This window comes from Enterococcus lemanii, from assembly GCF_016909125.1.
Taxonomy (GTDB): Bacteria; Bacillota; Bacilli; order Lactobacillales; family Enterococcaceae; genus Enterococcus_I; species Enterococcus_I lemanii.
On sequence record NZ_JAFBFD010000047.1, the window covers coordinates 1 to 21,926 of the forward strand.

Here is a 21,926-nt window from a genome sequence, read left to right on the forward strand (position 1 = left end):
TTCTTAAGCCGGGGTGGCGGAACTGGCAGACGCACAGGACTTAAAATCCTGCGGTGAGTGATCACCGTGCCGGTTCGATTCCGGCCCTCGGCATTAATTAAATATTGCGCCCGTAGCTCAATTGGATAGAGTGTCTGACTACGGATCAGAAGGTTAGGGGTTCGACTCCTCTCGGGCGCGTTATTTTCTTTTTTTTTACATTTAAATTGCGGGAAGTAGCTCAGCTTGGTAGAGCACTTGGTTTGGGACCAAGGGGTCGCAGGTTCGAATCCTGTCTTCCCGATATTGAAAAGATAAGGCAAACTTAGTATAGCTAAGTTTGCCTTATCTTTTTTGCCTAAAAAGGTAAAAACACACGGAATCCAGCCGAATTCTAAGTGATAATTATGGTACAATAGAATAAAATACGTCCTTATAAGAGGTGAATTTTATATTGGAAGGAAGAATCGTCAAAGCTTTAAGTGGTTTTTACTACATTGAATCTGAAGGGAAAGTTTATCAAACACGAGCGCGTGGTAATTTTCGTAAGCGAAAAATTACGCCATTAGTTGGCGACCAGACGATTTTTGAAAGTACGAGTATAACAGATGGGTATTTATTAGAAATTTTACCACGAACAAATCAATTGGTTCGTCCAGCAGTAGCGAATGTTGATCAAGGTGTTATCGTTAGTAGTTTAGTTGAACCAAATTTTTCTTATAATTTGTTGGACCGCTTTTTAGTCACATTAGAATACGAAGCGATTCACCCAATTATTTATTTGACAAAAAAAGATTTACTGGAAAAGACAGAAATGATTTTAGAAATAAAAGAAATTTATGAATCAATTGGGTATCCTGTGATTGTAGGAACGAAAGATGGCCTTTCATTGAGAGAAATTGAAGCGTATTTTGATCAAAAAATTACAGTTTTTATGGGACAATCTGGCGCGGGAAAATCAACGCTTTTGAATCGAATTGTACCTGAATTGGCTTTAGAAACTGGAGAAATTTCAGAAGCATTGGGTCGTGGGCGACATACAACGAGGCATGTCGAATTGTTATCAATTGCAGGTGGTCTAGTGGCAGATACGCCAGGGTTTAGTTCGATTGATTTTTTAGAGATTGAAGCGAGAGAACTACCAAAACAATTTCCTGAATTTGTTCAAGTTGCTAATCATTGTCGCTTTAGAGAATGTATGCACGTCAATGAACCGAACTGTGCAGTGAAAGAAGCCGTCGAAAGAAAAGAAATTGCGTTAACAAGGTATGAAAATTATTTACAGTTTTTAACAGAAATAGAAAACCGCAAACCAATGTATCGAAAGAAAAAATAGGAGATGAATCAAATGAAATTAGCCCCTTCCATTTTAAGTGCAGATTTTGCTAACTTGCAAAAAGACGTTGAATTAGTAGAAAAACTTGGTGCCGATTATATTCATATTGATGTAATGGATGGTCAGTTTGTTCCTAATATTACCTTTGGACCAAATGTGGTGAAAGCTTTACGTCCGCATACGAAATTGCCATTAGATGTGCATTTAATGATTGCTCAACCCGATCGTTATATTCATGAATTTATTGAAGCAGGTGCAGATATTATTGGTGTTCATGTCGAAGCAGACCCTCATGTTCACCGCACCATCCAATTAATTAAAGAAAAAAATGTAAAAGCCGAAGTTGTTTTAAATCCTGGGACCCCCGTATGTGCGATTAAGCATGTCTTAAGTATGGTTGATCAAGTCTTAGTGATGACTGTCAATCCTGGTTTCGGCGGCCAAAGCTTTATTACAGAAACGTTAGGAAAAATTGAAGAGCTTGCGAAATTAAAAAAAGAACATGGCTATCACTATGATATTCAAGTTGATGGTGGTGTTGTGCCGGAAACCGCGAAACTTTGTAAAGAAGCCGGCGCTAATGTTTTTGTTGCAGGGAGTTATATTTATGGTTCTGAAGATCCCGCTAAAGCAATGGCACTTTTAAAAGAAGCGTTGAATGGATGAAAATCTTATTAGTTAGCGGTGGTCAAAAAGAATATTGGCCAAAATTAAATAAAAGTTATGATTACTATGTCGGCATCGACCGTGGGAGTCTTTATTTGCTAGAAGCGGGCTTACCACTAGATCTAGCGGTAGGGGATTTTGATTCCTTAACTCCTGAAGAAAAAATAAATGTTTTTAATTATGCCAAAGAAACATTGACTGCTCCGTCTGAAAAAGATGATACTGATACGCAATTAGCTGTGTCGGTTGTTTTAAAACATTATCCTGAAGCTGAGATTGAATTAATTGGAGCAACAGGTGGACGTATCGATCATTTTTTAGCTAATTTATGGTTAGTTTTAGAAGACCGATTTCGTGTGCATAGTTCTCAAATAACGTTGCGTGATAAACAAAATACGATTCAGTTTTTTTTACCAGGGACCCATAGGATTTTAGCTATTTCGGAAATGAAATATTTAGCTTATTGTTGTTTAACGGCCGTTTCTAATTTAACTTTAGAAAATAGTAAATATACGTTAGCGAATCATACGGTCGCCTACCCGATGGCTTTTGCGAGTAATGAGTTTCTAACTTCTGAAGCAAAACTCTCTTTTTCCACGGGAATGGTTGCGGTCATTCAATCAAAAGATTAATCGAAAAGACGAGCCTTTCTTTTTTTGAAAAAACTCTTCAAAAAAAGCTTAAGAGTCTGGTCTTTTCTTTTGTTTCTAATCATTTAGTGGTACAATTTAACCTATCAGTCTAACATTTGAGGTGCCTTTGGTGAAAAAATTTAATCCAAATAAAAATATAATAATTACATTAATTCTAACAATTCTTGTTGTGACTATTTTAAGTGTTAGTATTGCCCGACGCTCAGTCGCACAAAAAACAAGTTTTACGCAGACCGTTGTTAACGATACAGTGGCAATTGTTGATCGAATGATTGCGCTACCTATTCGTTGGGTTACAAATGGCGCTTATGCGATTGAAAATTTATTTGTGACGTACGAAGAAAATGCAATTTTAAAAGCAAAAATTGATCAATACGACGCCATTGTCCAACAAAATTTAAACCAAGAAAGAGAAATTGCGGCTTTACAAGAAGAACTTGACTTACAAGCGACTTTAACTAATTACGAAAAAATTACAAGTAATGTTATTTCACGCTCGCCAGATACTTGGCAAGATATGCTAATTATTGATCGAGGTACACGTGATGGTGTCGAAGTGAATATGGCGGTTTTATCCAATAAAGGTTTAGTTGGGCGCGTGATTGAAGCAAACGTTGCGTCTTCTAAAGTTGAACTACTAACGTCAAGCAATCAAAACAGTAATCAGTTCCCCGTACGCATTTCAGGGAAAAAGGGCGAAACATTTGGTATTATTAAACAGTATGATACCGAAAAGAAAGTATTAGTCGTTGAACAATTAACAGGCGCTTTCGTTGAAGAAAATGCGGTTGTTCAGACTTCCGGTTTAGGGGGCAACTCACCAGCTGACTTGCCAGTGGGAGTCACTTTAGCCGAAACAACCGATCGATTTGGCCTAACGCGTCAAGTCTATGTTAAGCCTTATGCACAGATGTCTGATTTATCAGTCGTAACGGTGATTAAGCGTACGGTAGGGGATGTTGAAGAATGAAGATGACGAAGCAAAAACTCTTTTCACCCTTTCTCTTTTTCTTGCTGATGTTAATCGATGGTCAAATTACGCGATTTTTATTGGCGGCTAGTCAAGATCAATATATTTGGCGTGCGCATTTAACGTTATTAACGATGCTTTTTGCGGCGCGGTATTTACCGAAATATTACTTAATACTAGTAGCGCTCGTGATAGGTAGTCTCTTTGATCTTTATTTTATTGGTTTATTAGGTATTTATGCAGTCGCTTTTCCACTAGTCATTTGGCTTGTTTATTTGCTTCATGGAACGTTATACGAGAATTATTTTAATTTATTTTTTGGATTTGTGATTCTCTTGACCGTTTTTGAAGTTGTAATTGTTGTGATCCAATTACTGTTTAACTTGATTACGGTGGACCCGACCTATTTTATTACACGCTTACTTGGGCCATCACTGTTATTAAACATGCTTTTTTTAATCATTGGTTTTTATCCCTTGAAAAAAATTTATTGGAAAAACTAAAGAAGAACTATCTATTTAGTGTGGATTTGATACACTAAATGGGTAGTTTTATTTTTTTATAAATTAAAGGAGCGAATAAATTGTTAGTAGAAGAATTCCAACCAATCGCGTTATTTTCACCTGGAGAAGGAAATTCTCAAGCTTTTCGTATCCCGGCTTTGATTCAAACGAAAAGAGGCACGCTAATTGCTGCGGGAGATGCACGTTTAGTCAGTCAACGAGACAATCCAAACGAAATTAAAAATGTTATTCGACGGAGTTTTGATAACGGAAAAACATGGGGCGATTATCAGACGACCATCGAATATTTCGGTAATCTAGGCTTACACGGACCGGCTGCGATTGATTGTGCTTTGTTACAAGACCAAGTAACAGAGCGTATTTGGTCGTTATACTGTCATACTCCTGGTGGTGTCGGTGCTTTTAGTAGTTGGGCTGGGCGTGGTTTTGACGAAAAAGGACGCAAAATTTTGTATAATCGCCACTTGTATCCGTATATTTTGGCAGAAGATGGTAAAGTTTACACCAAAGAAGCAGAAACTTTAACCGACTATACCGTGAACGGTGATGGCCAAGTGTTTAAATCAGGTAAAAAGCTCGGTTCGATTTATGATAAGTTTGATGAAACAAAAGACTGGTTCTTGTATGAAACACCGACTAGTTACTTGCAATTCATTTATAGTGATGACGAAGGTGCGACTTGGTCAAAAGCGATTGATATAAACAAGCAAGTCAAAGAGGAATGGATGAGTTTTATTGGGGCTGGACCGGGAATAGGGATTCAATTAACCAAAGGGCCTCAAAAAGGACGGTTACTTTTCCCGATTTATTTTATGAACCGCGCTGGCTTTTTTTCTTGTAGTGTGATTTATAGTGATGATCACGGAGCAACGTGGCAACGTGGCGCGTCGCCAAATGACCAACGTTCTTTTGAATTAAAAGCGATTTCAGCCGAGAGTTTAGGACAAGAATTGAAGCGTTATGAGCTGACCGAATCTCAATTGTTTGAAAAAAATGATGGGACGCTAGTGGTTTATATGCGTAACCATTTTGGAAAAGGTTGTGTAGCAAAGTCAGAAAGTACAGACGGTGGTATAACTTGGCAAGAATTAACGTTTGTTCCGGAACTGGTAAATCCAGTCTGCCAGTTTAGTCTATTGAAAGATTCGACGGCATTGTCCGATGATAGAAATGCCTTATTATTCTTAGGCCCCAATTCAACAACGGAAAGAGAAAATGGCTTGTTACGGATCAGCCTAGATGAAGGAAAAACATGGCCAATTGCAAAAGAAATTGCGTCAGGGTCTTTTATCTACTCTTCAATGACGAAATTAAAAGACGGACAACTAGGGATTTTATATGAAACTCAATTTGAACAAGACGGTTTAATTCGCTTAATGTTCACAAAATTAGCGATCGATACGCTGATTGAAGATCGATAAAATAACGAAAAATGACCGCCATAAAAACATTGGTTACTTAATTTAAGACCACTTTGTTCGACGCTTTCAAACGGAAGAAATTAGCAATAGAGTCGTATTTATGCCTTGGTATAAAGCGAAAGGAAGCGTTTTTACAAAAAAAGAGATAAAAATTCAACCGTCATATAATCAGTAAGAAAACGGTGTTAATTTGAAACATATTTGTAACAATTCTTTTATCTGAATGTCATGAGGCTATGTTACAATCAGCTTGTCGTTAAAATTAATTTAAGAAATTTTAAACTCTATTAAGAATCATATAAAATAAGTAACCAAGTCGGAGGAATCAAATTTGAAGAAGCGTATCGTGTCGTCACTACTAGCGTGTTCATTAGTTTTCACTGCAGTAAGTGCTCCAAGCATTGCTTTAGCGGATAACTTTGATCAAAAGATTGAACAAAAGAATAAAGAAATTAACGAATTAAAGTCACAACAAACTAGTTTACAAACAAAAATTAGCTCATTAGAAGGTGAAATTGCGGGAATCAATACGCAAGCACAAGCTTTACTAGCAAAACAAGTAAAATTAAATGAAGAAACAGAACAATTAAAGCAAGAAATTGCAGATTTAGAAGTTCGTATCGAACGCCGCGAGGAAGCTATTCGTAACCAAGCACGTGACGTACAAGTGAATGGTAGCCAAACCACTTTAATCGATGCTGTTTTAAATGCAGACTCATTAACAGATGCGATTGGTCGTGTTCAAGCAATGTCAACGATTGTGAATGCAAACAATGACTTAGTGACACAACAAAAACTTGATAAACAAGCAGTTGAAGATAAAACAGCAGAAAACGAAGCAAAAATGGCTGAAATTCAAGAAAACCAAGTGGCTCTAGAAGCACAAAAAGGTGAACTTGTTAGTAGTCAAGCAGAATTAGCTGTTTTAAAAGCTGATTTAGCAATTCAACAATCTTCAAAAGAAAGTGAAAAAGAAACACTTCAAGAGCAAAAAGCCGCTGCAGAAGCAGAACGTGCACGTATTGCAGAAGAAGAACGCTTAGCCGCAGCTGCTCAAGCGGCCGCAGCCCAAGCCGCTGCACAAGCGCAAGCTCAAACACAAACTCAAACACAAACTTCTATTCAAGGAACAACAAATAATACAACAAGTAACTCAACAAGTAACACAACAAATAATAGTTCAAATGATGTTGTAAATAATAGCACAAGTAATTCAACACCAACAACACCAAACGTTGTAACACCAAGCGCACCAGAAGTAAGCACACCTGCACCAACGCCTGCACCGGCACCGTCTGGTAATAGCTCCGCTGTGATTGCAGAAGCTTATAAACATATTGGCAAACCATATGTTTGGGGAGCGAAAGGACCAGATACATTTGACTGTTCTGGCTTTACAAGCTATGTTTATCGTCAAGCAACTGGTCGCGAAATTGGTGGATGGACAGTTCCACAAGAAAGTGCCGGTACAAGAATCTCTGTTGGAGAAGCTCAAGCAGGCGATTTATACTTCTGGGGTTCACCAGGAGGAACACACCACGTAGCGATTGCTTTAGGTGGCGGTCAATACATTCATGCACCACAACCAGGTGAGTCAGTAAAAGTTGGTTCAGTAAGCTATTACGCACCAAGCTTTGCTGTACGTATGTAATAAAAGTAAATCATGCAAAAAAAGCTGATGAGAAAATCTCATCAGCTTTTTTTGCATGATTTTAAAAAAATAATAAAACTAAAACAAGACCGAAACTTAAAAAAGGCACAAAAGGAAGTTGTTTTGGCACCTCTTTTTTCAAAAGTGCTTTAAGAATAATGAGTAATAAAGCAGATATGCTTGCACTGGCCAGTAAAAAAGCGAGGGCTCTCAAAGATAACCATGGCCCCCAAGCAAGCAGTAGGAGACAATCGCCAAAGCCAAAATAATTGTAAAAGAAAAAATAGACACTCAGCGCAAAAATTAGTAGTAAGATAAAGGTTGAATAGTAAAAAGGTCTTTGGAAATAAAAAGCGACCAACCATAAAAGAAAAGTGAATGGATATAAAATTCGTGGTTCGACAATGAGATAAAAATAATCAGTTAAAGCAAGTAAATAAGCCATGGTAACCCAGAGGCCGAAAATTAGTTGATCAGCTAAAGTAAGCTGATGAATGGCTAAATAAAATAAACCACCATAAACCAATTCAACAATGAAATAAAAAGTAGGGATTTTTTTCTGGCACGATCGGCACCGAAACTTTTGACTTAAAATAGAAAAAAGAGGGACTAATTCGTAAAAAGCTAGCTTTTTTTGACAATGATGGCAGCAAGAACGGGAGAAAATAAAATCTTCGCGCAGTGGCAAACGACTGGCCACTACGGTAAAAAATGAGCCAAAACAACAACCAAAATAAAAAATAAACATCAAACATTCTCCTTCAGTCTTTTTAGTAAAATACGCAAAAAAGATGAAAAGATGATTGCCTAAACGTGAAAAAGATTCTCAATTAGATACTTTCGGTGTACATTTCTTTAAAATCGTATTATGCTTATAAGAGTAAGAGAAAGTGAGGGAACAAAAAATGAAATATGCGAAAACAAAAGGAATTTTAAATCAACTTGTGGCCGATTTAAGTCAATTTTCAGTGGTCATCCACCAAACCCACTGGTACATGCGCGGACCAGAATTTTTAACCTTACACCCATTAATGGATGAATGGATGGATGAAATTAATGAACAATTAGATGTTGTTTCAGAACGTTTAATTACATTAGACGGTGCACCTTACTCTACATTACAAGAATTTATTGACCATACCGGTATTAAAGATGAAATTGGGACGTATGAACGAACGATTCCAGAACGGATGGCTACTCTAGTGGATGGTTATCGTTATTTAGCAGCCCTTTACAACAAAGGGATTGAAGTTGCTGGAGAAGAAGGCGATGATAGTACCCAAGATATTTTCACGAGCTTCCATACCGATGTCGAAAAGAAAATTTGGATGATTCAAGCCAAATTAGGCTATGCACCAAACATCGATATTACCGACGTTGATTATAAAATAGGCACCTTGCAAATCGAAATCGATTACGCATCAAATCCTGAGTAAACAACTGAATGTAACAAAAAGAAGACAATTCGAGGAATGGTCTTCTTTTTTCTGTTTTTTAAAGGAAAAAGATTGACAGACTTGAAAAATCTAGGTATTATATTAAATGGTATTGTTTGCCCCATGAGAGCCCCGGAAACTCAAGTGATTGTCAAACATTCGAAATTGAATTGGAGGAAAAAATAGTGCGTACAACATATATGGCCAAAGCTGGCGAAGTAGAACGTAAATGGTATGTAGTCGACGCAACAGATGTTCCTATGGGTCGTCTTTCAGCAGTCGTGGCATCAATCCTACGTGGAAAAAATAAACCAACATTCACTCCTCATGTGGATACAGGTGACTTTGTAATCGTAATTAATGCAGAAAAAGTTAAATTAACAGGTAATAAAGCAAGTGATAAAATGTACTACCGTCACTCAGGCTACACAGGTGGATTAAAATCTGTTTCAGCTGGTGAGTTACGTGAGAAAAATGCTCGTCGTTTAATCGAAACTTCTGTTAAAGGGATGTTACCTAAAAATACTTTAGGTCGTGCGCAAGGCATGAAACTACACGTTTATGCTGAAGGAACTCATCCACATGCAGCACAACAACCAGAAGTATTAGACATCACAAACTTAATTTAATAGGAGGGAATTTCATTGGCACAAGCACAATATATCGGCACTGGCCGTCGTAAAAATGCAGTTGCTCGCGTACGTTTAGTACCAGGAACTGGAAAAATTACTATCAATAAAAAAGACATTGAAGTCTATATCCCACATGCTGACCTACGTGAAGTTATCAACCAACCATTTGGCGTAACTGAAACAAGAGGCGCATATGACGTTATGGTTAACGTTAACGGTGGTGGTTATGCAGGACAATCAGGTGCTATCCGTCATGGTATCGCTCGCGCATTGTTAACTGTAGATCCTGATTTCCGTGCAGCTTTAAAACAAGCTGGTCTTCTTACACGTGACGCTCGTATGGTTGAACGTAAAAAACCAGGTCTTAAAAAAGCTCGTAAAGCTTCACAATTCTCAAAACGTTAATCAATTCCTTATTGTATCAACGTTTACAAGAATTTTTTGGTTCAAGTTGGTTCAAATTATAAATTTGACAAAGAATTTAAGAGGTTTAAAGCATCAGCATCTTGCTGGTGCTTTTTTTCTGGCATCAATTCAAGATAATAGTTCTGCGTTGTTTGAATATTGATATGACCTAAGCGTTTTGATACATAGGCAATATCAATATCTTGTGAAAATAGAAAAGAAGCATGAGTATCTCTTAGGCCGTGGAAGGTAGTTTTTGGAATATCTAGTTTTTTCAGTAATCTGGCGAGCTTAGCAGATTGTTGAAAGCCGTCAGGATCAAAAAAATATCCATTATCTTTAATCGGGACAGATTTTAGAATATCGTAGACTTCTTGATTAATGGAAATATCTCGTCTTGAATTTTTTGTTTTTAACGAGGTATCTTCAGAAGTTGGACTAAGGGAACGTCTGACATGGATACCATATTCAAAGAGGTCTTCGGGACGTATACCTAAAAGCTCTCCGCGTCTCATGCCAGTTTCTAAGGCAAGGAGTACAAGAATGTTAAACTCATTTTCTCGATGATTAATGACATAAGTACGAAGTTTCTTTAATTCGGTAATAGAAAGTGCACGGTTTCTCTTATCTAAAACTTTCCCTCGTGTTTTGACTAAATTTGCAAAATCGGTAGCAAGATAGCCACGAGCATAAGCATCACGTAATGCCGTTTTGATTTTCAATAGTACTTCATGAGTGGTTTTACGATAATGAGTTTCTGCATACTTATCTATTTTTCGTTGTACTACAATATCGTTCAAATCCTTTAACTGTATATCGCCAAATAATTTCTTCACCACTTGAGAAGTCCTTTGATAATTTTGAAAAGTCGTTTCTTTTACATCGTTTTTCTTTATGATATGAATCCAGTTTTCAAAGAAGTCAGCAAATGTTGTTGTACGCTCTGCTAATTGTTTTCCATTTCCCTTCTCCAATTCATTTTCCAAAGCCCAACGAGTTGCTTCCTTTTTAGAGCTAAATGATTTTGTCAATTTCTTATGTTGACCATGGTTGTAAAGTGAGATCTGAGCTCTATATGAGTTACCACGTTTAATTATACTAGGCATTTATAACAAATCCTTTCACTGAAAGATGGTTGATAAATGCTAGTTGAATACACCGCCATTCTACATGGCTAAAAGCATCTAATCAACCACCCTACGATATTTTAACTAGATAGAGTGCGTCTTAATAAAATTGATGAGGGAAGTGACAGTGTATCGCTCTTGTCTTCCTATCATAAAACGCTCTAACTCATCGTTTGCGCGAACGAATTTATCAAAAGATTTTGGATCAATCCCTAAAAACTGAGAAGCTTGTTCTCTAGTAAGTAGATAGGGCAATTCATAAGTAGTTATTGTATTTTTCATAGTTTATTTCCTTTCCAAAAATGTTTTTTGGCTGACACAAGGAAATGTGCTATACTCAACTTGTCTAGGGCGGAGTACGTTTATACATTTTAATGTGTAAGCTGTGCTTTGCTTTTTTTGTGTATTTTTTCTGTCTTCATATTTTGAAGACACTGGATATAAAATTCTACTTCTTCCTGATAATAATCAGGCTCAGCAATCAAATTTTCTAATATTTTTTGCTGCCTTGAACTAAGTTCCCCACAGCTAATAATCTCGTTAATTAAATTTGAATCAAAATGATTATCTACCTCTTGAATAAATGCGAGGGTGGGAGAAACGCTGTGAATTAACCAATTCATACTTTTCTCAAAGCTTTGAGGAATCGTTTCTAAAGAAATGGTGATTGCGCCATGATTGCCAATAAAGGCTGCCCATTTGGCATCGACTTTTGCACCTGGATCATTTGGAGCACGGTCATAAAAACAAATTGCCCCATTAAGTAACTCAAAGAATAGTTTGGTTAAATCATGGGTTTTTGAAATAATCTTTGCCAAGCTTTGCGCTTTCTCTTTTCGATACCGTAGTTCAAAGCGATTTTTTACTTCTGCTTCTTCTAAAGAAATTCCTCGTCGCTTTCGTTGTTCATAATCCTTCTGATAAAAGCAAAAGCGACACTGACTCTTCTTTGAGCCTAAATACAAGGTCTCACCATTTGATTCATTGTTTATGATATCCGTACCGCCATGAGATTCACTCACTTGAAAAGTGGTCCACACATGGCCTAGTGTTACCTTACGCTTCAGTTCTGGAATGCTGAGACTCCCCACAAAATCATCTAAAGTAAAATCAATCCGTGTAAAGTTTCCCTGATAATCTAATACCTTACGGAAGAACTCTTGCCAGTTTGATTTTGCGGTCTTCAAACGCATGGCAAGATGTTTACAGCCTTGACCTGAAAACTCCATTACGGTTCCTTTTACCGTATCGTCAATGGAATACCGAATCGTGATTACTTGATTCCAAACATATTGCCCAATATAGCCCTTTGGCGCATAATCCAGTTCCTCAAAGCGTTCAATAGGCATGCCAATAATCTCTTCAATCAACTTTAAATGTTGATTCGAGAAAAAGTGAATGGTTAGATAATCAATCAAAACACGATTAACTGGAACAATCTCTTCTTGCAAACTATCCAATACAAGATTCAGTTTTTCTGCACTTAATCGTCTCGTTCCTTTTTCTACCTTTGATAGTAACGACCTCGAAATCCCCACTTTTTCTGCTAAATATCGCTGGGTCCACCCCCTTTCTTCTCGAGAAACTCGAATGGCTTCCCCGAGATCATGTTGATTGACTTGGTTCATAGAAAAACCTCCTTCTGCTATTAAATTGTCAAAGAACCATCAGACTTATTTTAAGTACAAATCGATTGTACGCCTGTATTTATTTTAAGTCAATACATTTTGACTTTTTTTAAGTACAAGCGTATACTGAATTTAAGAACTTATCATGAGGAGGAGTTTTCATGGAGATAGACAAGCAAGCAGTGGGCAATCGAATTCGGCAGATTCGTCAAGAGTTAAAGTTGAGTATGGAGAAATTTGGCAAACTAATTGGTGATTTACCACGAAGTACAGTCAATAACTGGGAACGTGGGATTAACCTTCCAAAAACCGAAACCCTTCACCAAATTGCAGAAATAGGCCATGTCACCAACGAATATCTTTTGTATGGTACTCAAGAAAACCAATACATTTTAGAAATGCTTCAAAAGAAGGCAGGTAAGCTTGATCCTAAGATTGAAGGGCTAATAGTAGACGAACTGAAACAAGCCGGTCTTGTTAGTGAAAAAGAAATGGATCGGATGATTGAATTTTTTATTATAAACCTCATTCCACCAACGGAACAAGACCAATTTACTTATCAATGTATCGATGAGAAAAAGCAGCTTTACCTTGGTTCAACTAAATTTGGTAAAGAAGCTCAACTCTATTTACACCATGATAATCAAAATCACATTCTGCACATTCTGCCCTTTACCTTTTCCAACTTTAGTGTGGATCGCTTACTCGTCTATTTAGCAAATCAAGAATCCTATTCCTATTTTGGGAAACATTTGCCCAAGGAACTAGGTGAAAAAGTCATTCTTCTATACTCGATCAATCAATTGACCGGCGATGTTCGAATCGCCCCATTAGTCTATTCAAAAGAAACAGCCTCCTATCAATACACAGAAGATAATCTATACCTATTAGAACAACAATACCTCTATCTTCCATTCGCAATGGAAATCGAGAAAGAACGCCTGTTAAATGCAGCGTATCCGCAATCAAAATAAGGTGACAAGATTGATAAGCATGTGACAAAGAAAACACTGCTAGGACACTCCCAAATGGGTAGTTGTCACAGTTTCCTGTTCTTTGTTAGCCCCCTGTTAGAAAGAGGGGCTTGCCCATGCAGTCCGGCTACGCCGTCCTGCAACAGCATTAAAAAGAGGAAAGACTAGCTTATACGGCGCTGCCGTCGCTAGTCTTTCCTCTTTTTATGCTACTACTTGTCTATTTAGATTTAACTTTCATCAGTCGTAAGCCGTTCAAGGTAACTAATATAGTTGCTCCCATATCAGCTAAGATAGCAATCCATAACGTTAACCAGCCTGGAACTACAAGTAATAATGCTAATAGTTTGATTCCCAATGAGAAGGTAATATTTTGCTTAATGATTCTCAATGTTTGTCGACTTAATTTAACTATAAAGGGAAGTTTCTGTAAGTCATCACCCATTAAAGCTACATCAGCTGTTTCTAAAGCTGTATCTGTTCCAGCGCCACCCATTGCGATACCGACTGTTGAGGCAGCTAATGCTGGTGCGTCATTAATACCATCACCAACCATGGCGACTTTTCCATAGGTTTCCTTAAGTGATTTAATATAATCTAATTTATCTTGAGGCATCAAATCGCCTTTTATTTCAGTTACACCTGTTTGTTTTCCGATTGACTGAGCAGTTGTAGCATTATCACCAGTCAGCATTATCGTATGCTCGATTCCTAAATCATGTAATTTTTCAATGACTGCTTTACTTGATTCTCTTAACTCATCAGCTACTGCAATGACTGCTAAAATTTGTTTATCTGTTCCTAAGAGCATTGCTGTTTTTCCTTGTTGCTGAAGTCTTTGGTAATTTTCAATAATCTTTGAGTTATCTGTTAAGATAGATTCAAAAAGCTTTGGACTCCCTACAAGATAGGTAATCCCCTCAATGTTTCCTTGTATTCCTTTTCCAGTAATTGAAGTAAACTCGTCAACAACTACTGATTTATAAGAAATCGCTCTATTATCAGCTTCTTTTAAGATTGCTGACGCGAGAGGGTGTTGAGAATATGATTCTAATGCTGTAATAATTGAGAAATATTTCTCTTCGTCTTTTGAATCAACTGTAGTGAAATCTGTTACCGTTGGTGTTCCTTTAGTCAATGTTCCTGTTTTGTCAAAGGCAATCGCCTTGAGGCCACCAATTTCTTCAAGATAAATACCGCCTTTTACCAAAACACCATTTTTAGCAGAGTTTCCAATTGCTGAAACGATAGACACAGGTGTTGAGATTACTAAAGAACAAGGACAGCCAACAACTAATAAAGAGAGCCCTTGATACAACCAAGTATTCCAATCTCCGTTAAAAAATAATGGGGGAACGATGACGATTAATGCGGCAATCACCATAATGGTGGGTGTATAATATTTCGCAAATTTATCGACAAATGCTTGAGCAGGTGCTCGTTCACCTTGTGCTTCTTCAACTAGGTGAATAATTTTGGCAATTGTCGTGTCGTTCACATGCTTTGTAACTTTGACTTCAAGTGCACCTTCTTCATTAATCGTTCCTGCAAAGATATCATCATTAATATTTTTTTCAATAGGGACAGATTCACCGGTAATCGCAGCCTGATTTACTGAGGAATGGCCTTTAATGACTTGACCATCCATAGCAATTTTTTGTCCAGGCTTAATGATCATAATATCGCCTACTTCGATTTTTGAAACATTAATCATTTGTTCAACATTATTTCTTCTAATTAATGCTTCTTTCGGAGCAATATCCATTAGGGAACGTATTGATTGTCTTGCTTTATCCATTGAAAACCGTTCTAAAGCTTCGCTAATTGCAAATAAGATAACAACGATTGAGCCCTCAGTCCACTCGCCAATAATTGCAGCACCAATGATTGCAATTGTCATAAGAGATTCCATTGAGAAATTCAATTTTAATAGGTCTGAAAATCCTTCTTTAAACAAACTAAATCCGCCGATAATAATCGCTAGTATAAATAATCCTTCTGTTAATAGCGCATCTTCACCGTTAACTACTTGAGATCCTAATGCCAAAATAATTAAAAACAGTGAAACCAATAGGTTCCAGTTTCTTTTCACAAAAGGCTCTTTTGTTTCAATGCGAGGTTCTGTATCATGTTCGGACTGAACTTTAAGATTCTCAAAAGCTCCTGCAGCTTCAATTTCCGCAATAGTCGCTTCGCCTTCGATAGAGATTTTTCCGGCACCGAAATTTACTTTTGCATCGGTAACTTTTGGTATTTGAGAAACATTTTTTTCGAATTTTGCCGCACAATTCGTACAGCTCAATCCTTCAACCCGATAGACTTGTTTTTTTTCACTCATACTAGCACCTCATCTTCTAAATACAGTTTGGAATTTAGTAGTTGGACAAATTTATCATTCTTGATAGAGTAATAAACCAATTTCCCTACTTTCCGACTCACAACAATTCCATTTTTTTTCAATGATAATAAATGGTGTGAGGTTGTTGCCACGGTTGCCTCGATAGTTGCTGCGATATCACATACACATAATTCATCCTCATAACTTAGGGCGTAGATAATTTTTAAGCGATTCTCATCAGCTAAAATTTTGAAGACACTTTTTAAGCTCGAAATATCCTCAGTTTGTAACTTTTCTTTTCCTAGTAAAACTTTATCTTCATGAACACATGAGATTTCACAAATTTCGTTTTTCATACAGCTCCTCCTTTATTCTAATGGATATTTGAATGTAGTGTATCATAGATTAATAGAATAATCAAATTTTAATTTGAATATGTGAGGAGTTATATAGATTGTATGGATGCATCTATATAAGTAGTGATTTTCAAATTAGATTGAATCGAATGCAAATAATAAACTAATTAATTTGAACTGAAAGACAGAAGCATTTGACAAAACATAGATGATTATCTATATTTTTACATAAGCGCCGGCAGTTGGCATCTTAGTTGAAGTGCCAGTCATGTTACTGTTAGTTAAAATATCTAATCGCACAAAAAAATTGGTTCATTCAAAATCCATCAGAATTGTCTGATATCGGAGGAAATAATAATGAGAAAAATTTACTTTTTATGTACAGGCAATTCTTGTCGTAGTCAAATTGCAGAAGGCTATGGGAAAGCGATTTTGCCAACAGATGAATTTGAAATTAAAAGCGCCGGCATTGAACAACATGGGTTAAATCCCAGAGCCGTTCAAGTAATGGCTGAGGAAGGGATAGATATCTCTACGCAAACATCTGATTTGATCGATATGGATTATTTTAATCAAGCAGACCTAATTATTACGCTATGTGGCGATGCCAAAGATAAATGTCCAGTAATTCCAAAAGGGATTAAGCATGTTCATTGGGATTTGGAAGATCCAGCCAAAGCAACTGGAACAGAAGAAGAAATCATTAATAAATTCAGAGAAATTAGAGATGATATAAAAAGTCGTGTAGCGAATTTGCTAGATTAAGTAGCAACTGTCATCTATCTCGGTAAAAGATAAAAAGACGTAAAATGTCCTTTTGATAAATTGGAAAATTAAAGTAAAAGCCGTGCGAAGTGAAACATAAATCTTCGATGGCTCTTACTATTTTAAGAGAAAAGGATCTGCTTTTGGCGTAAAATTGGATTTATCTATCTGACATACTGACGAGTATTTTTTGACCCTATATTTGACCTTCTCAATCACATTTAAGTAGGTGTGACCGGCTTATACAATTATTCGAGAATCTAGTAGCTTAGCTAATTCTGGCCTTGAAACCCCTATTAGACAGCTATCCAGCCATCAATACGGTCTCAAATAAATAAGAGGGGAGGAATAACTCTAAAAAAGATTGATAAACTAGTAAGAAAATTGTATTCAACTACCATTCATCTTTGGTTCAAATTGGTTCAAGTAATATCAATATTAATCCTATTTTATCCATATCAAACTGTTTTTTAGATGTTTGTAATGTTGATATAATTGGATTTCTATTGATAGAAGTACTTGTAATAAGTACGAGTCACATCTCTAAACGTTAATTCGTTTATATGCAGAATATCAAGGCATCTTCCAATTTGGAAGGTGCCTTTTTTTATGAAGTAAAAAAAGAGAGGAAAGAAAAAATGAAAAAATATATATTTCTAATACTTGCAACAGTAACATTATCTCTGGCTGCTTGTAACGAAAAACAAGTTGTTACTTCTGAAAATCGTTCGACTTTTTCAAGCGAAGTACTAGAAGCGAGTGCAACGAATTCGGCGACTTCAGAAGTAACCAAAGAATCATTAATCTCGAGTGCAGCACTTGAGGAAGAAGGAATGAGTTTGAATACTTTTATAGAACAAGACAAAGTATTCGAAGTCACGGATTTCTCAGGCACGCCGGAAGTTGCCGAAGATAATACAAATAAACGGATCATCCTTTGGAAAGAAGGCGAAGTTGTCCGTTATAAAAGTATTTATTTAAAAACAAAACAAACCGTTAAAATTATTGAAACCGGTAAAGAAGGTCAGATTTATTACGGTGGGTTGTAAATTGTACCTGTGGAAAACTAAAGAGGAGAAAACAAAAAAACTTATCCACAGAATTTGTTGTGGATAAGTTTTTAATCACAGGATTTTAAATTTAAATAGAAAGTCGGATGATGTTTATCAATAGATTTATTTAACTCGTAATATGGAGAAGGGGATAGTAATTATTATGTAGATTTTTTAACGTTTCTCAGTTGTAGAATTGCAGTTCTTTTTAATAGTGGTAGAATCTTTATTAGATAGTGATATTAAAATTTAATCGAGTGCGCCGTAGCTATAAATCATAAATATGGAGTGATGGAATTGAATGAACTTAATGAAGGGTATAACATAGAGTATAAGGAATCAGTTCCGAAGAAACCTAGTAGTTTAAAGGCAGAAATCGTATCTTTTTTAAATAGTGATACAGGCGGAACAATTTATTTAGGTGCTAATGATGATGGAGTACCCGTTGAATTTCCTAATAAGAGTAAGCAATATAAAGAATGGGAGGAATTATTAAGTAATTGGGTGGCAACAGCATTTAGGCCAGAAGTTACGGGTTTAATCATGGTTGATCCTAATTGTACACCTTTTAAAATTTCTGTAAGTGCAGGTACCAATAAACCTTATTATTATACTGATGGAGAAGGAATGAATTGGAAAGGTGTTTATATTCGCAATGGTAGTTCGAAAAGGCGTGCTAGCGATTCAGAAATACAAAGAATGATGAATAGGCATATTGCTAATTCTTTTGATAGCGAAAAAATTGAACGAAATGATTTAACCTTTAATTATGCTGAACAAGCTTTTATAAAAGAAGAAATAAAATTCGATATTATTGGTTTGGATTTTAAGAAAAAAAAGACAGATCAATTCAATAATGCTGCACTAGTAATTAGTGATGAGAATCCATTTGTTTCAAAAGCAGCCGTTTATGAAGGATTAGATGTAGTTACTTTTCGAGATAAAAAACTGTTTTCAGGTTCTGTAGCAAAACAAATTGATGATGCAATTCAATATGTTCATCTAAATAATAAGGTTCAAATTACTCTAGGACACAATGGTAAGCGGATAGAAAATCACTCTTACCCGGTTGATGCAATACGTGAAGTAATAGTGAATGCCTTTGTTCATCGAGACTATACAATGAGTTCAGATATTAAGATAGAAATTTTTGATGATAGGTTAGCAGTTTCTTCACCAGGCTCTCTTCCAGATGGATTGACAGTTGAGGATATAAAACATGGAGCAAATGCCAAGAGGAATCCTATTTTGATAAATGCTTTGGACAAAATGAACTACATTGAAAACTATGGTTCTGGAATTCGTCGTATCTATTCTTTGTATAAGGGTTTTATGCGTCAACCAGAATTGATTGCAACGCATAACTTATTTACCGTTGTCTTATATAATATGAATTATAAGTTGAATAGTATGGAACTAAATAGCAACATGGTTTCGATTGTTCAATACCTTAGTGATGGGAAACTTGCTAGTCGTCAAGAGATCCAAGATGCATTAGATTTACAAAAAAGTTATACATCTGAATTAGTATCTAATCTGAAAAAAATCGGAATAATTGGTTCGGAAGGGCGCGGACCTGCTACTAGATATTATCTAATAGCGAATGACGGTAATCATTTCCAATAAAACTCAATATTTTTACCGGACGATTCACCGGACGATATGCTTTTAACCGTATTAAATCAACGTCTTATCTACCGGACGATAGAATTTTAATAAAATAGTATAAGAAGAAAATCCCTTATTTTTTCCGTCTGTGAATGCTAAACTAAAAACAACAAATATTGCTAAATAAGATTCTGCACTTTCTATCTTAAAATTAGGCAATTCAGTTATACTATTTAAGTTACAAGTATAAACTGGATTGGAGGAAGAAAGGTGAGCGAATCAAAAATGACTTTATATCATGAAATCCACAAGTTAAAGCGTTTAGGTTTTAATATAAGTCAAATTAAAAGGAAGGTTGGTGTTGATAGAGATACAATCAGAAAATATTTAGGGATGGATTATGAAGAGATGTGTGCATGGACAGCTACCTTGCAAAATAGGCAGAAGAAACTTGGCAATCATGAAGAAGTCATTGTCCAGTGGCTAAATGAGCACCCAGACCTATCTGCCACTCAAATTGAAGACTGGTTATTGGAAGAATATCCTAGTTTAAAAGTGGGTTCAAGTACCATTCGGATCAATGTCAATATTTGAGACAGTTTTTACGAGAGATTTTTCGAATAATTTCATTCATAGTGTTGTAAGTAACCCCTGTAACAAACAAAATAACAAACTAAAAAATAGTCGCAATTTACTAAGCGGCGTATGACTTTATCTTTGACACTTTTAAATATAGAAAAGGGTTTTAAACGTTAATTAAATCGCGTTTTAAGCCCTTTTTTAATTGAGCCGTTTTGTCGTAATTTTTCTTTTTTTGAATCCCTTCTTTTAAAAATTCCGAGTTTTTCAACTATTTTCGAAGTGTTTTTTCCTCTAAAGGCTCACCAAGTCCAATCCTTCAAATGTTAGACTGAAGTACCTAAGAATAAAAGTCGAAAAACGTCTGTCTTCAAGTGACATTTACAATATTGAATCTAAATTTTAACTATTATCTTAAAAAAACGAATAAATTTGTAACGAAATTGAAACTGGGGAGTTAATAGAGTGAAGGGGGTGAAAAAGCGTGGACTTCGAAGAAATGTATGATTTTTACTTTCGGGAGGTACATTTGTATATTCGATCTTTATGCGACAATGAAAGTATTGCTGAAGAAATAGCACAAGAAACTTTTTTTAAGGCACTGAAGTCGATTCATCGTTTTGATGGTAAGAAAGATATTCGGGCTTGGCTATTTACGATTGCTAAAAATACTTATTTTTCTTATTACAAAAAGAATCATCGACGGTTGTGTGATTTGGCTGTTTCTAATGAAAAAGAGGTCGACCATACAAGGGTTGATTTAACTGAACGCTTAACAAGGCAAGAAGACGCTTTTACAATCCACCAATTCATTCGGACGATGTCGGAACCTTATAAAGAAGTATTCTCTTTACGGGTATTTGGTGAATTATCGTTTTTACAAATTGGTAAGTTATTTGGGAAAGGTGATAGTTGGGCGAGGGTAACGTATCACAGAGCTAGAAAGCAAATAATAGAATATATGGAGGAAATTGAGAATGAAAGAGATTAGTTGTAATGTTATTCAAGATTTATTACCGCTCTATGTTGATGATGTGGTTAGTAAAGAAACAGAAGCACTGGTTGAAGAGCATTTAACACATTGTCCAAAGTGTCAAAAAGAGGTTGCACAGATGAAAAGAAATTTGTCTTTTCCAATAGAAAAAAAAGCACCACTAATGCAAGGTTTAAGCAAAAAATGGCGCAGTAAAAATCGGATGATTGCTGGAATCTCGGTTTTATTGACAAGTTTAATTTTATTTGGCACTTTTTATTTTATTTTCTATTTTGACCGATTGATTCCTTATTCTGATTCATTAATCAAAATTGAAAAACAAGAGAATGGTTATTTGAGTGCCCATTACTATGGGGATAATTACTTTTCGATATCAGCAACGGAACCGATGAGCGTTATAGTAGATGGACAAGAAAAAAAAGCAGTCTTTTTACATTATACAAAAACTTTTGCAACGGCGCACGCCAAACAATTCTTTCAAAACGAAGGTAGTCGCGATGAAAAGGATTTTATTTTTTCGTTGGATGATGAACAGGAAATTGATGTCGTTTATTATGCCGATTTTGATGCGATAAAGATATTTAACCAAGGGAATAAGTGGGAGCCGGTGTTAGAGCATGCAGAATTGATCTGGGAGAAGTGATTCTTTCAAAATGATGAACCGCTATCTGTGGAAAACCAAAACAACAAACAAAAAACCTTATCCACAATGTTTCCTGTGGATAAGGTTTTTCTCATGTGTGCCAGGCATGGCATTCATCTAGCTGGTGCAAGTCCAGTCGCGGGTAGTTACCGCCAAGCGTAGCGAACCACAAGCCGAAATCAGTGATGA

The 21,926-nt window shown here is 36.1% G+C and carries 23 protein-coding genes and 3 tRNA genes; 20 read left to right on the forward strand and 6 right to left on the reverse strand.

Annotated features, from left to right (window positions below):
• Window positions 1-7: 7 nt before the first annotated feature.
• The 10 genes from JOD14_RS11630 (at window position 8) to JOD14_RS11675 (ending at window position 7,200) form a co-directional block, all read left to right on the forward strand.
• A tRNA-Leu gene (locus JOD14_RS11630) sits at window positions 8-93 on the forward strand.
• 13 nt (window positions 94-106) lie between these two features.
• A tRNA-Arg gene (locus JOD14_RS11635) sits at window positions 107-180 on the forward strand.
• A gap of 29 nt (window positions 181-209) precedes the next feature.
• Window positions 210-283 (forward strand) — tRNA-Pro (locus JOD14_RS11640).
• 150 nt (window positions 284-433) lie between these two features.
• Window positions 434-1,315 (forward strand): ribosome small subunit-dependent GTPase A, encoded by an 882-nt coding sequence (gene rsgA / locus JOD14_RS11645; protein WP_204654967.1) that lies wholly within the window; start codon window positions 434-436, stop codon window positions 1,313-1,315.
• 12 nt (window positions 1,316-1,327) lie between these two features.
• Window positions 1,328-1,981 (forward strand): ribulose-phosphate 3-epimerase, encoded by a 654-nt coding sequence (rpe, locus tag JOD14_RS11650; protein ID WP_192423521.1) that lies wholly within the window; start codon window positions 1,328-1,330, stop codon window positions 1,979-1,981.
• Window positions 1,978-2,613: a thiamine diphosphokinase gene (locus JOD14_RS11655; RefSeq protein ID WP_192423523.1), complete on the forward strand. Its 636-nt coding sequence runs from the start codon at window positions 1,978-1,980 to the stop codon at window positions 2,611-2,613. The genes rpe and JOD14_RS11655 overlap by 4 nt, the downstream gene beginning before the upstream one ends.
• Before the next feature lie 130 nt (window positions 2,614-2,743).
• Window positions 2,744-3,604 (forward strand): rod shape-determining protein MreC, encoded by an 861-nt coding sequence (gene mreC / locus JOD14_RS11660; protein ID WP_192423525.1) that lies wholly within the window; start codon window positions 2,744-2,746, stop codon window positions 3,602-3,604.
• Window positions 3,601-4,107, forward strand: coding sequence for a rod shape-determining protein MreD (gene mreD / locus JOD14_RS11665; RefSeq protein ID WP_192423527.1), 507 nt, complete (start codon window positions 3,601-3,603; stop codon window positions 4,105-4,107). Before mreC ends, mreD begins: the two co-directional genes overlap by 4 nt.
• Before the next feature lie 80 nt (window positions 4,108-4,187).
• Entirely contained in the window at window positions 4,188-5,549 is a 1,362-nt protein-coding gene (locus JOD14_RS11670) for a sialidase family protein (RefSeq protein ID WP_204654968.1), read from the forward strand.
• Between the two features lie 331 nt (window positions 5,550-5,880).
• On the forward strand, window positions 5,881-7,200 hold the full coding sequence (locus tag JOD14_RS11675) for a C40 family peptidase (RefSeq protein ID WP_192423531.1): 1,320 nt from the start codon (window positions 5,881-5,883) through the stop codon (window positions 7,198-7,200).
• A gap of 61 nt (window positions 7,201-7,261) precedes the next feature.
• Here JOD14_RS11675 and JOD14_RS11680 read toward each other — a convergent pair whose 3' ends face one another.
• Window positions 7,262-7,948, reverse strand: coding sequence for a prepilin peptidase (locus JOD14_RS11680; protein ID WP_192423533.1), 687 nt, complete (start codon window positions 7,946-7,948; stop codon window positions 7,262-7,264).
• Window positions 7,949-8,105: 157 nt separating this feature from the next.
• On the opposite strand from JOD14_RS11680, the gene JOD14_RS11685 reads away from it, so the two are divergent.
• From JOD14_RS11685 to rpsI, 3 genes are all read left to right on the forward strand, one after another.
• Window positions 8,106-8,636 carry a Dps family protein gene (locus tag JOD14_RS11685; protein WP_192423544.1) on the forward strand — a complete coding sequence of 177 codons (531 nt, stop codon included), beginning with the start codon at window positions 8,106-8,108 and terminating at the stop codon, window positions 8,634-8,636.
• 182 nt (window positions 8,637-8,818) lie between these two features.
• Entirely contained in the window at window positions 8,819-9,265 is a 447-nt protein-coding gene (gene rplM / locus JOD14_RS11690; protein ID WP_318654470.1) for a 50S ribosomal protein L13, read from the forward strand.
• A 15-nt stretch (window positions 9,266-9,280) separates the two neighbouring features.
• Entirely contained in the window at window positions 9,281-9,673 is a 393-nt protein-coding gene (gene rpsI / locus JOD14_RS11695; protein WP_192423536.1) for a 30S ribosomal protein S9, read from the forward strand.
• Between the two features lie 56 nt (window positions 9,674-9,729).
• Here the strand turns inward: rpsI and JOD14_RS11700 are convergent, their stop codons facing one another.
• The 3 genes from JOD14_RS11700 to JOD14_RS11710 form a co-directional block, all read right to left on the reverse strand.
• Window positions 9,730-10,779 carry a tyrosine-type recombinase/integrase gene (locus tag JOD14_RS11700; RefSeq protein WP_192423537.1) on the reverse strand — a complete coding sequence of 350 codons (1,050 nt, stop codon included), beginning with the start codon at window positions 10,777-10,779 and terminating at the stop codon, window positions 9,730-9,732.
• 105 nt (window positions 10,780-10,884) lie between these two features.
• The gene (locus JOD14_RS11705; RefSeq protein ID WP_067626993.1) at window positions 10,885-11,082 is read right to left on the reverse strand and encodes a DNA-binding protein; all 198 of its coding nucleotides are present in this window, start codon (window positions 11,080-11,082) and stop codon (window positions 10,885-10,887) included.
• A gap of 89 nt (window positions 11,083-11,171) precedes the next feature.
• Window positions 11,172-12,428: a replication initiation factor domain-containing protein gene (locus JOD14_RS11710; protein WP_192423538.1), complete on the reverse strand. Its 1,257-nt coding sequence runs from the start codon at window positions 12,426-12,428 to the stop codon at window positions 11,172-11,174.
• Window positions 12,429-12,589: 161 nt separating this feature from the next.
• Between JOD14_RS11710 and JOD14_RS11715 the strand changes: the two genes are divergently transcribed.
• Window positions 12,590-13,402, forward strand: a complete 813-nt coding sequence (locus tag JOD14_RS11715) for a helix-turn-helix domain-containing protein (RefSeq protein WP_002406006.1) — start codon at window positions 12,590-12,592, stop codon at window positions 13,400-13,402.
• A gap of 220 nt (window positions 13,403-13,622) precedes the next feature.
• Here JOD14_RS11715 and cadA read toward each other — a convergent pair whose 3' ends face one another.
• Both cadA and cadC read right to left on the reverse strand, forming a co-directional pair.
• Entirely contained in the window at window positions 13,623-15,740 is a 2,118-nt protein-coding gene (gene cadA / locus JOD14_RS11720; protein ID WP_002372033.1) for a cadmium-translocating P-type ATPase CadA, read from the reverse strand.
• Window positions 15,737-16,096, reverse strand: a complete 360-nt coding sequence (gene cadC, locus JOD14_RS11725; protein ID WP_002372035.1) for a Cd(II)-sensing metalloregulatory transcriptional repressor CadC — start codon at window positions 16,094-16,096, stop codon at window positions 15,737-15,739. Before cadC ends, cadA begins: the two co-directional genes overlap by 4 nt.
• Window positions 16,097-16,453: 357 nt before the next feature.
• Between cadC and arsC the strand changes: the two genes are divergently transcribed.
• From arsC to JOD14_RS11755, 6 genes are all read left to right on the forward strand, one after another.
• Window positions 16,454-16,861 carry an arsenate reductase (thioredoxin) gene (arsC, locus tag JOD14_RS11730; protein WP_002372037.1) on the forward strand — a complete coding sequence of 136 codons (408 nt, stop codon included), beginning with the start codon at window positions 16,454-16,456 and terminating at the stop codon, window positions 16,859-16,861.
• A 638-nt stretch (window positions 16,862-17,499) separates the two neighbouring features.
• A complete protein-coding gene (locus JOD14_RS11735; protein ID WP_192423540.1) occupies window positions 17,500-17,910 on the forward strand; it encodes a hypothetical protein in 411 nt (136 codons plus the stop codon).
• 300 nt (window positions 17,911-18,210) lie between these two features.
• Window positions 18,211-19,539: an ATP-binding protein gene (locus JOD14_RS11740; RefSeq protein ID WP_192423541.1), complete on the forward strand. Its 1,329-nt coding sequence runs from the start codon at window positions 18,211-18,213 to the stop codon at window positions 19,537-19,539.
• Between the two features lie 252 nt (window positions 19,540-19,791).
• Window positions 19,792-20,115 (forward strand): helix-turn-helix domain-containing protein, encoded by a 324-nt coding sequence (locus JOD14_RS11745; protein WP_204654969.1) that lies wholly within the window; start codon window positions 19,792-19,794, stop codon window positions 20,113-20,115.
• 469 nt (window positions 20,116-20,584) lie between these two features.
• The gene (locus tag JOD14_RS11750; protein WP_204654970.1) at window positions 20,585-21,091 is read left to right on the forward strand and encodes a sigma-70 family RNA polymerase sigma factor; all 507 of its coding nucleotides are present in this window, start codon (window positions 20,585-20,587) and stop codon (window positions 21,089-21,091) included.
• On the forward strand, window positions 21,078-21,737 hold the full coding sequence (locus JOD14_RS11755) for an anti-sigma factor family protein (protein ID WP_204654971.1): 660 nt from the start codon (window positions 21,078-21,080) through the stop codon (window positions 21,735-21,737). Before JOD14_RS11750 ends, JOD14_RS11755 begins: the two co-directional genes overlap by 14 nt.
• Window positions 21,738-21,926 lie beyond the last annotated feature (189 nt).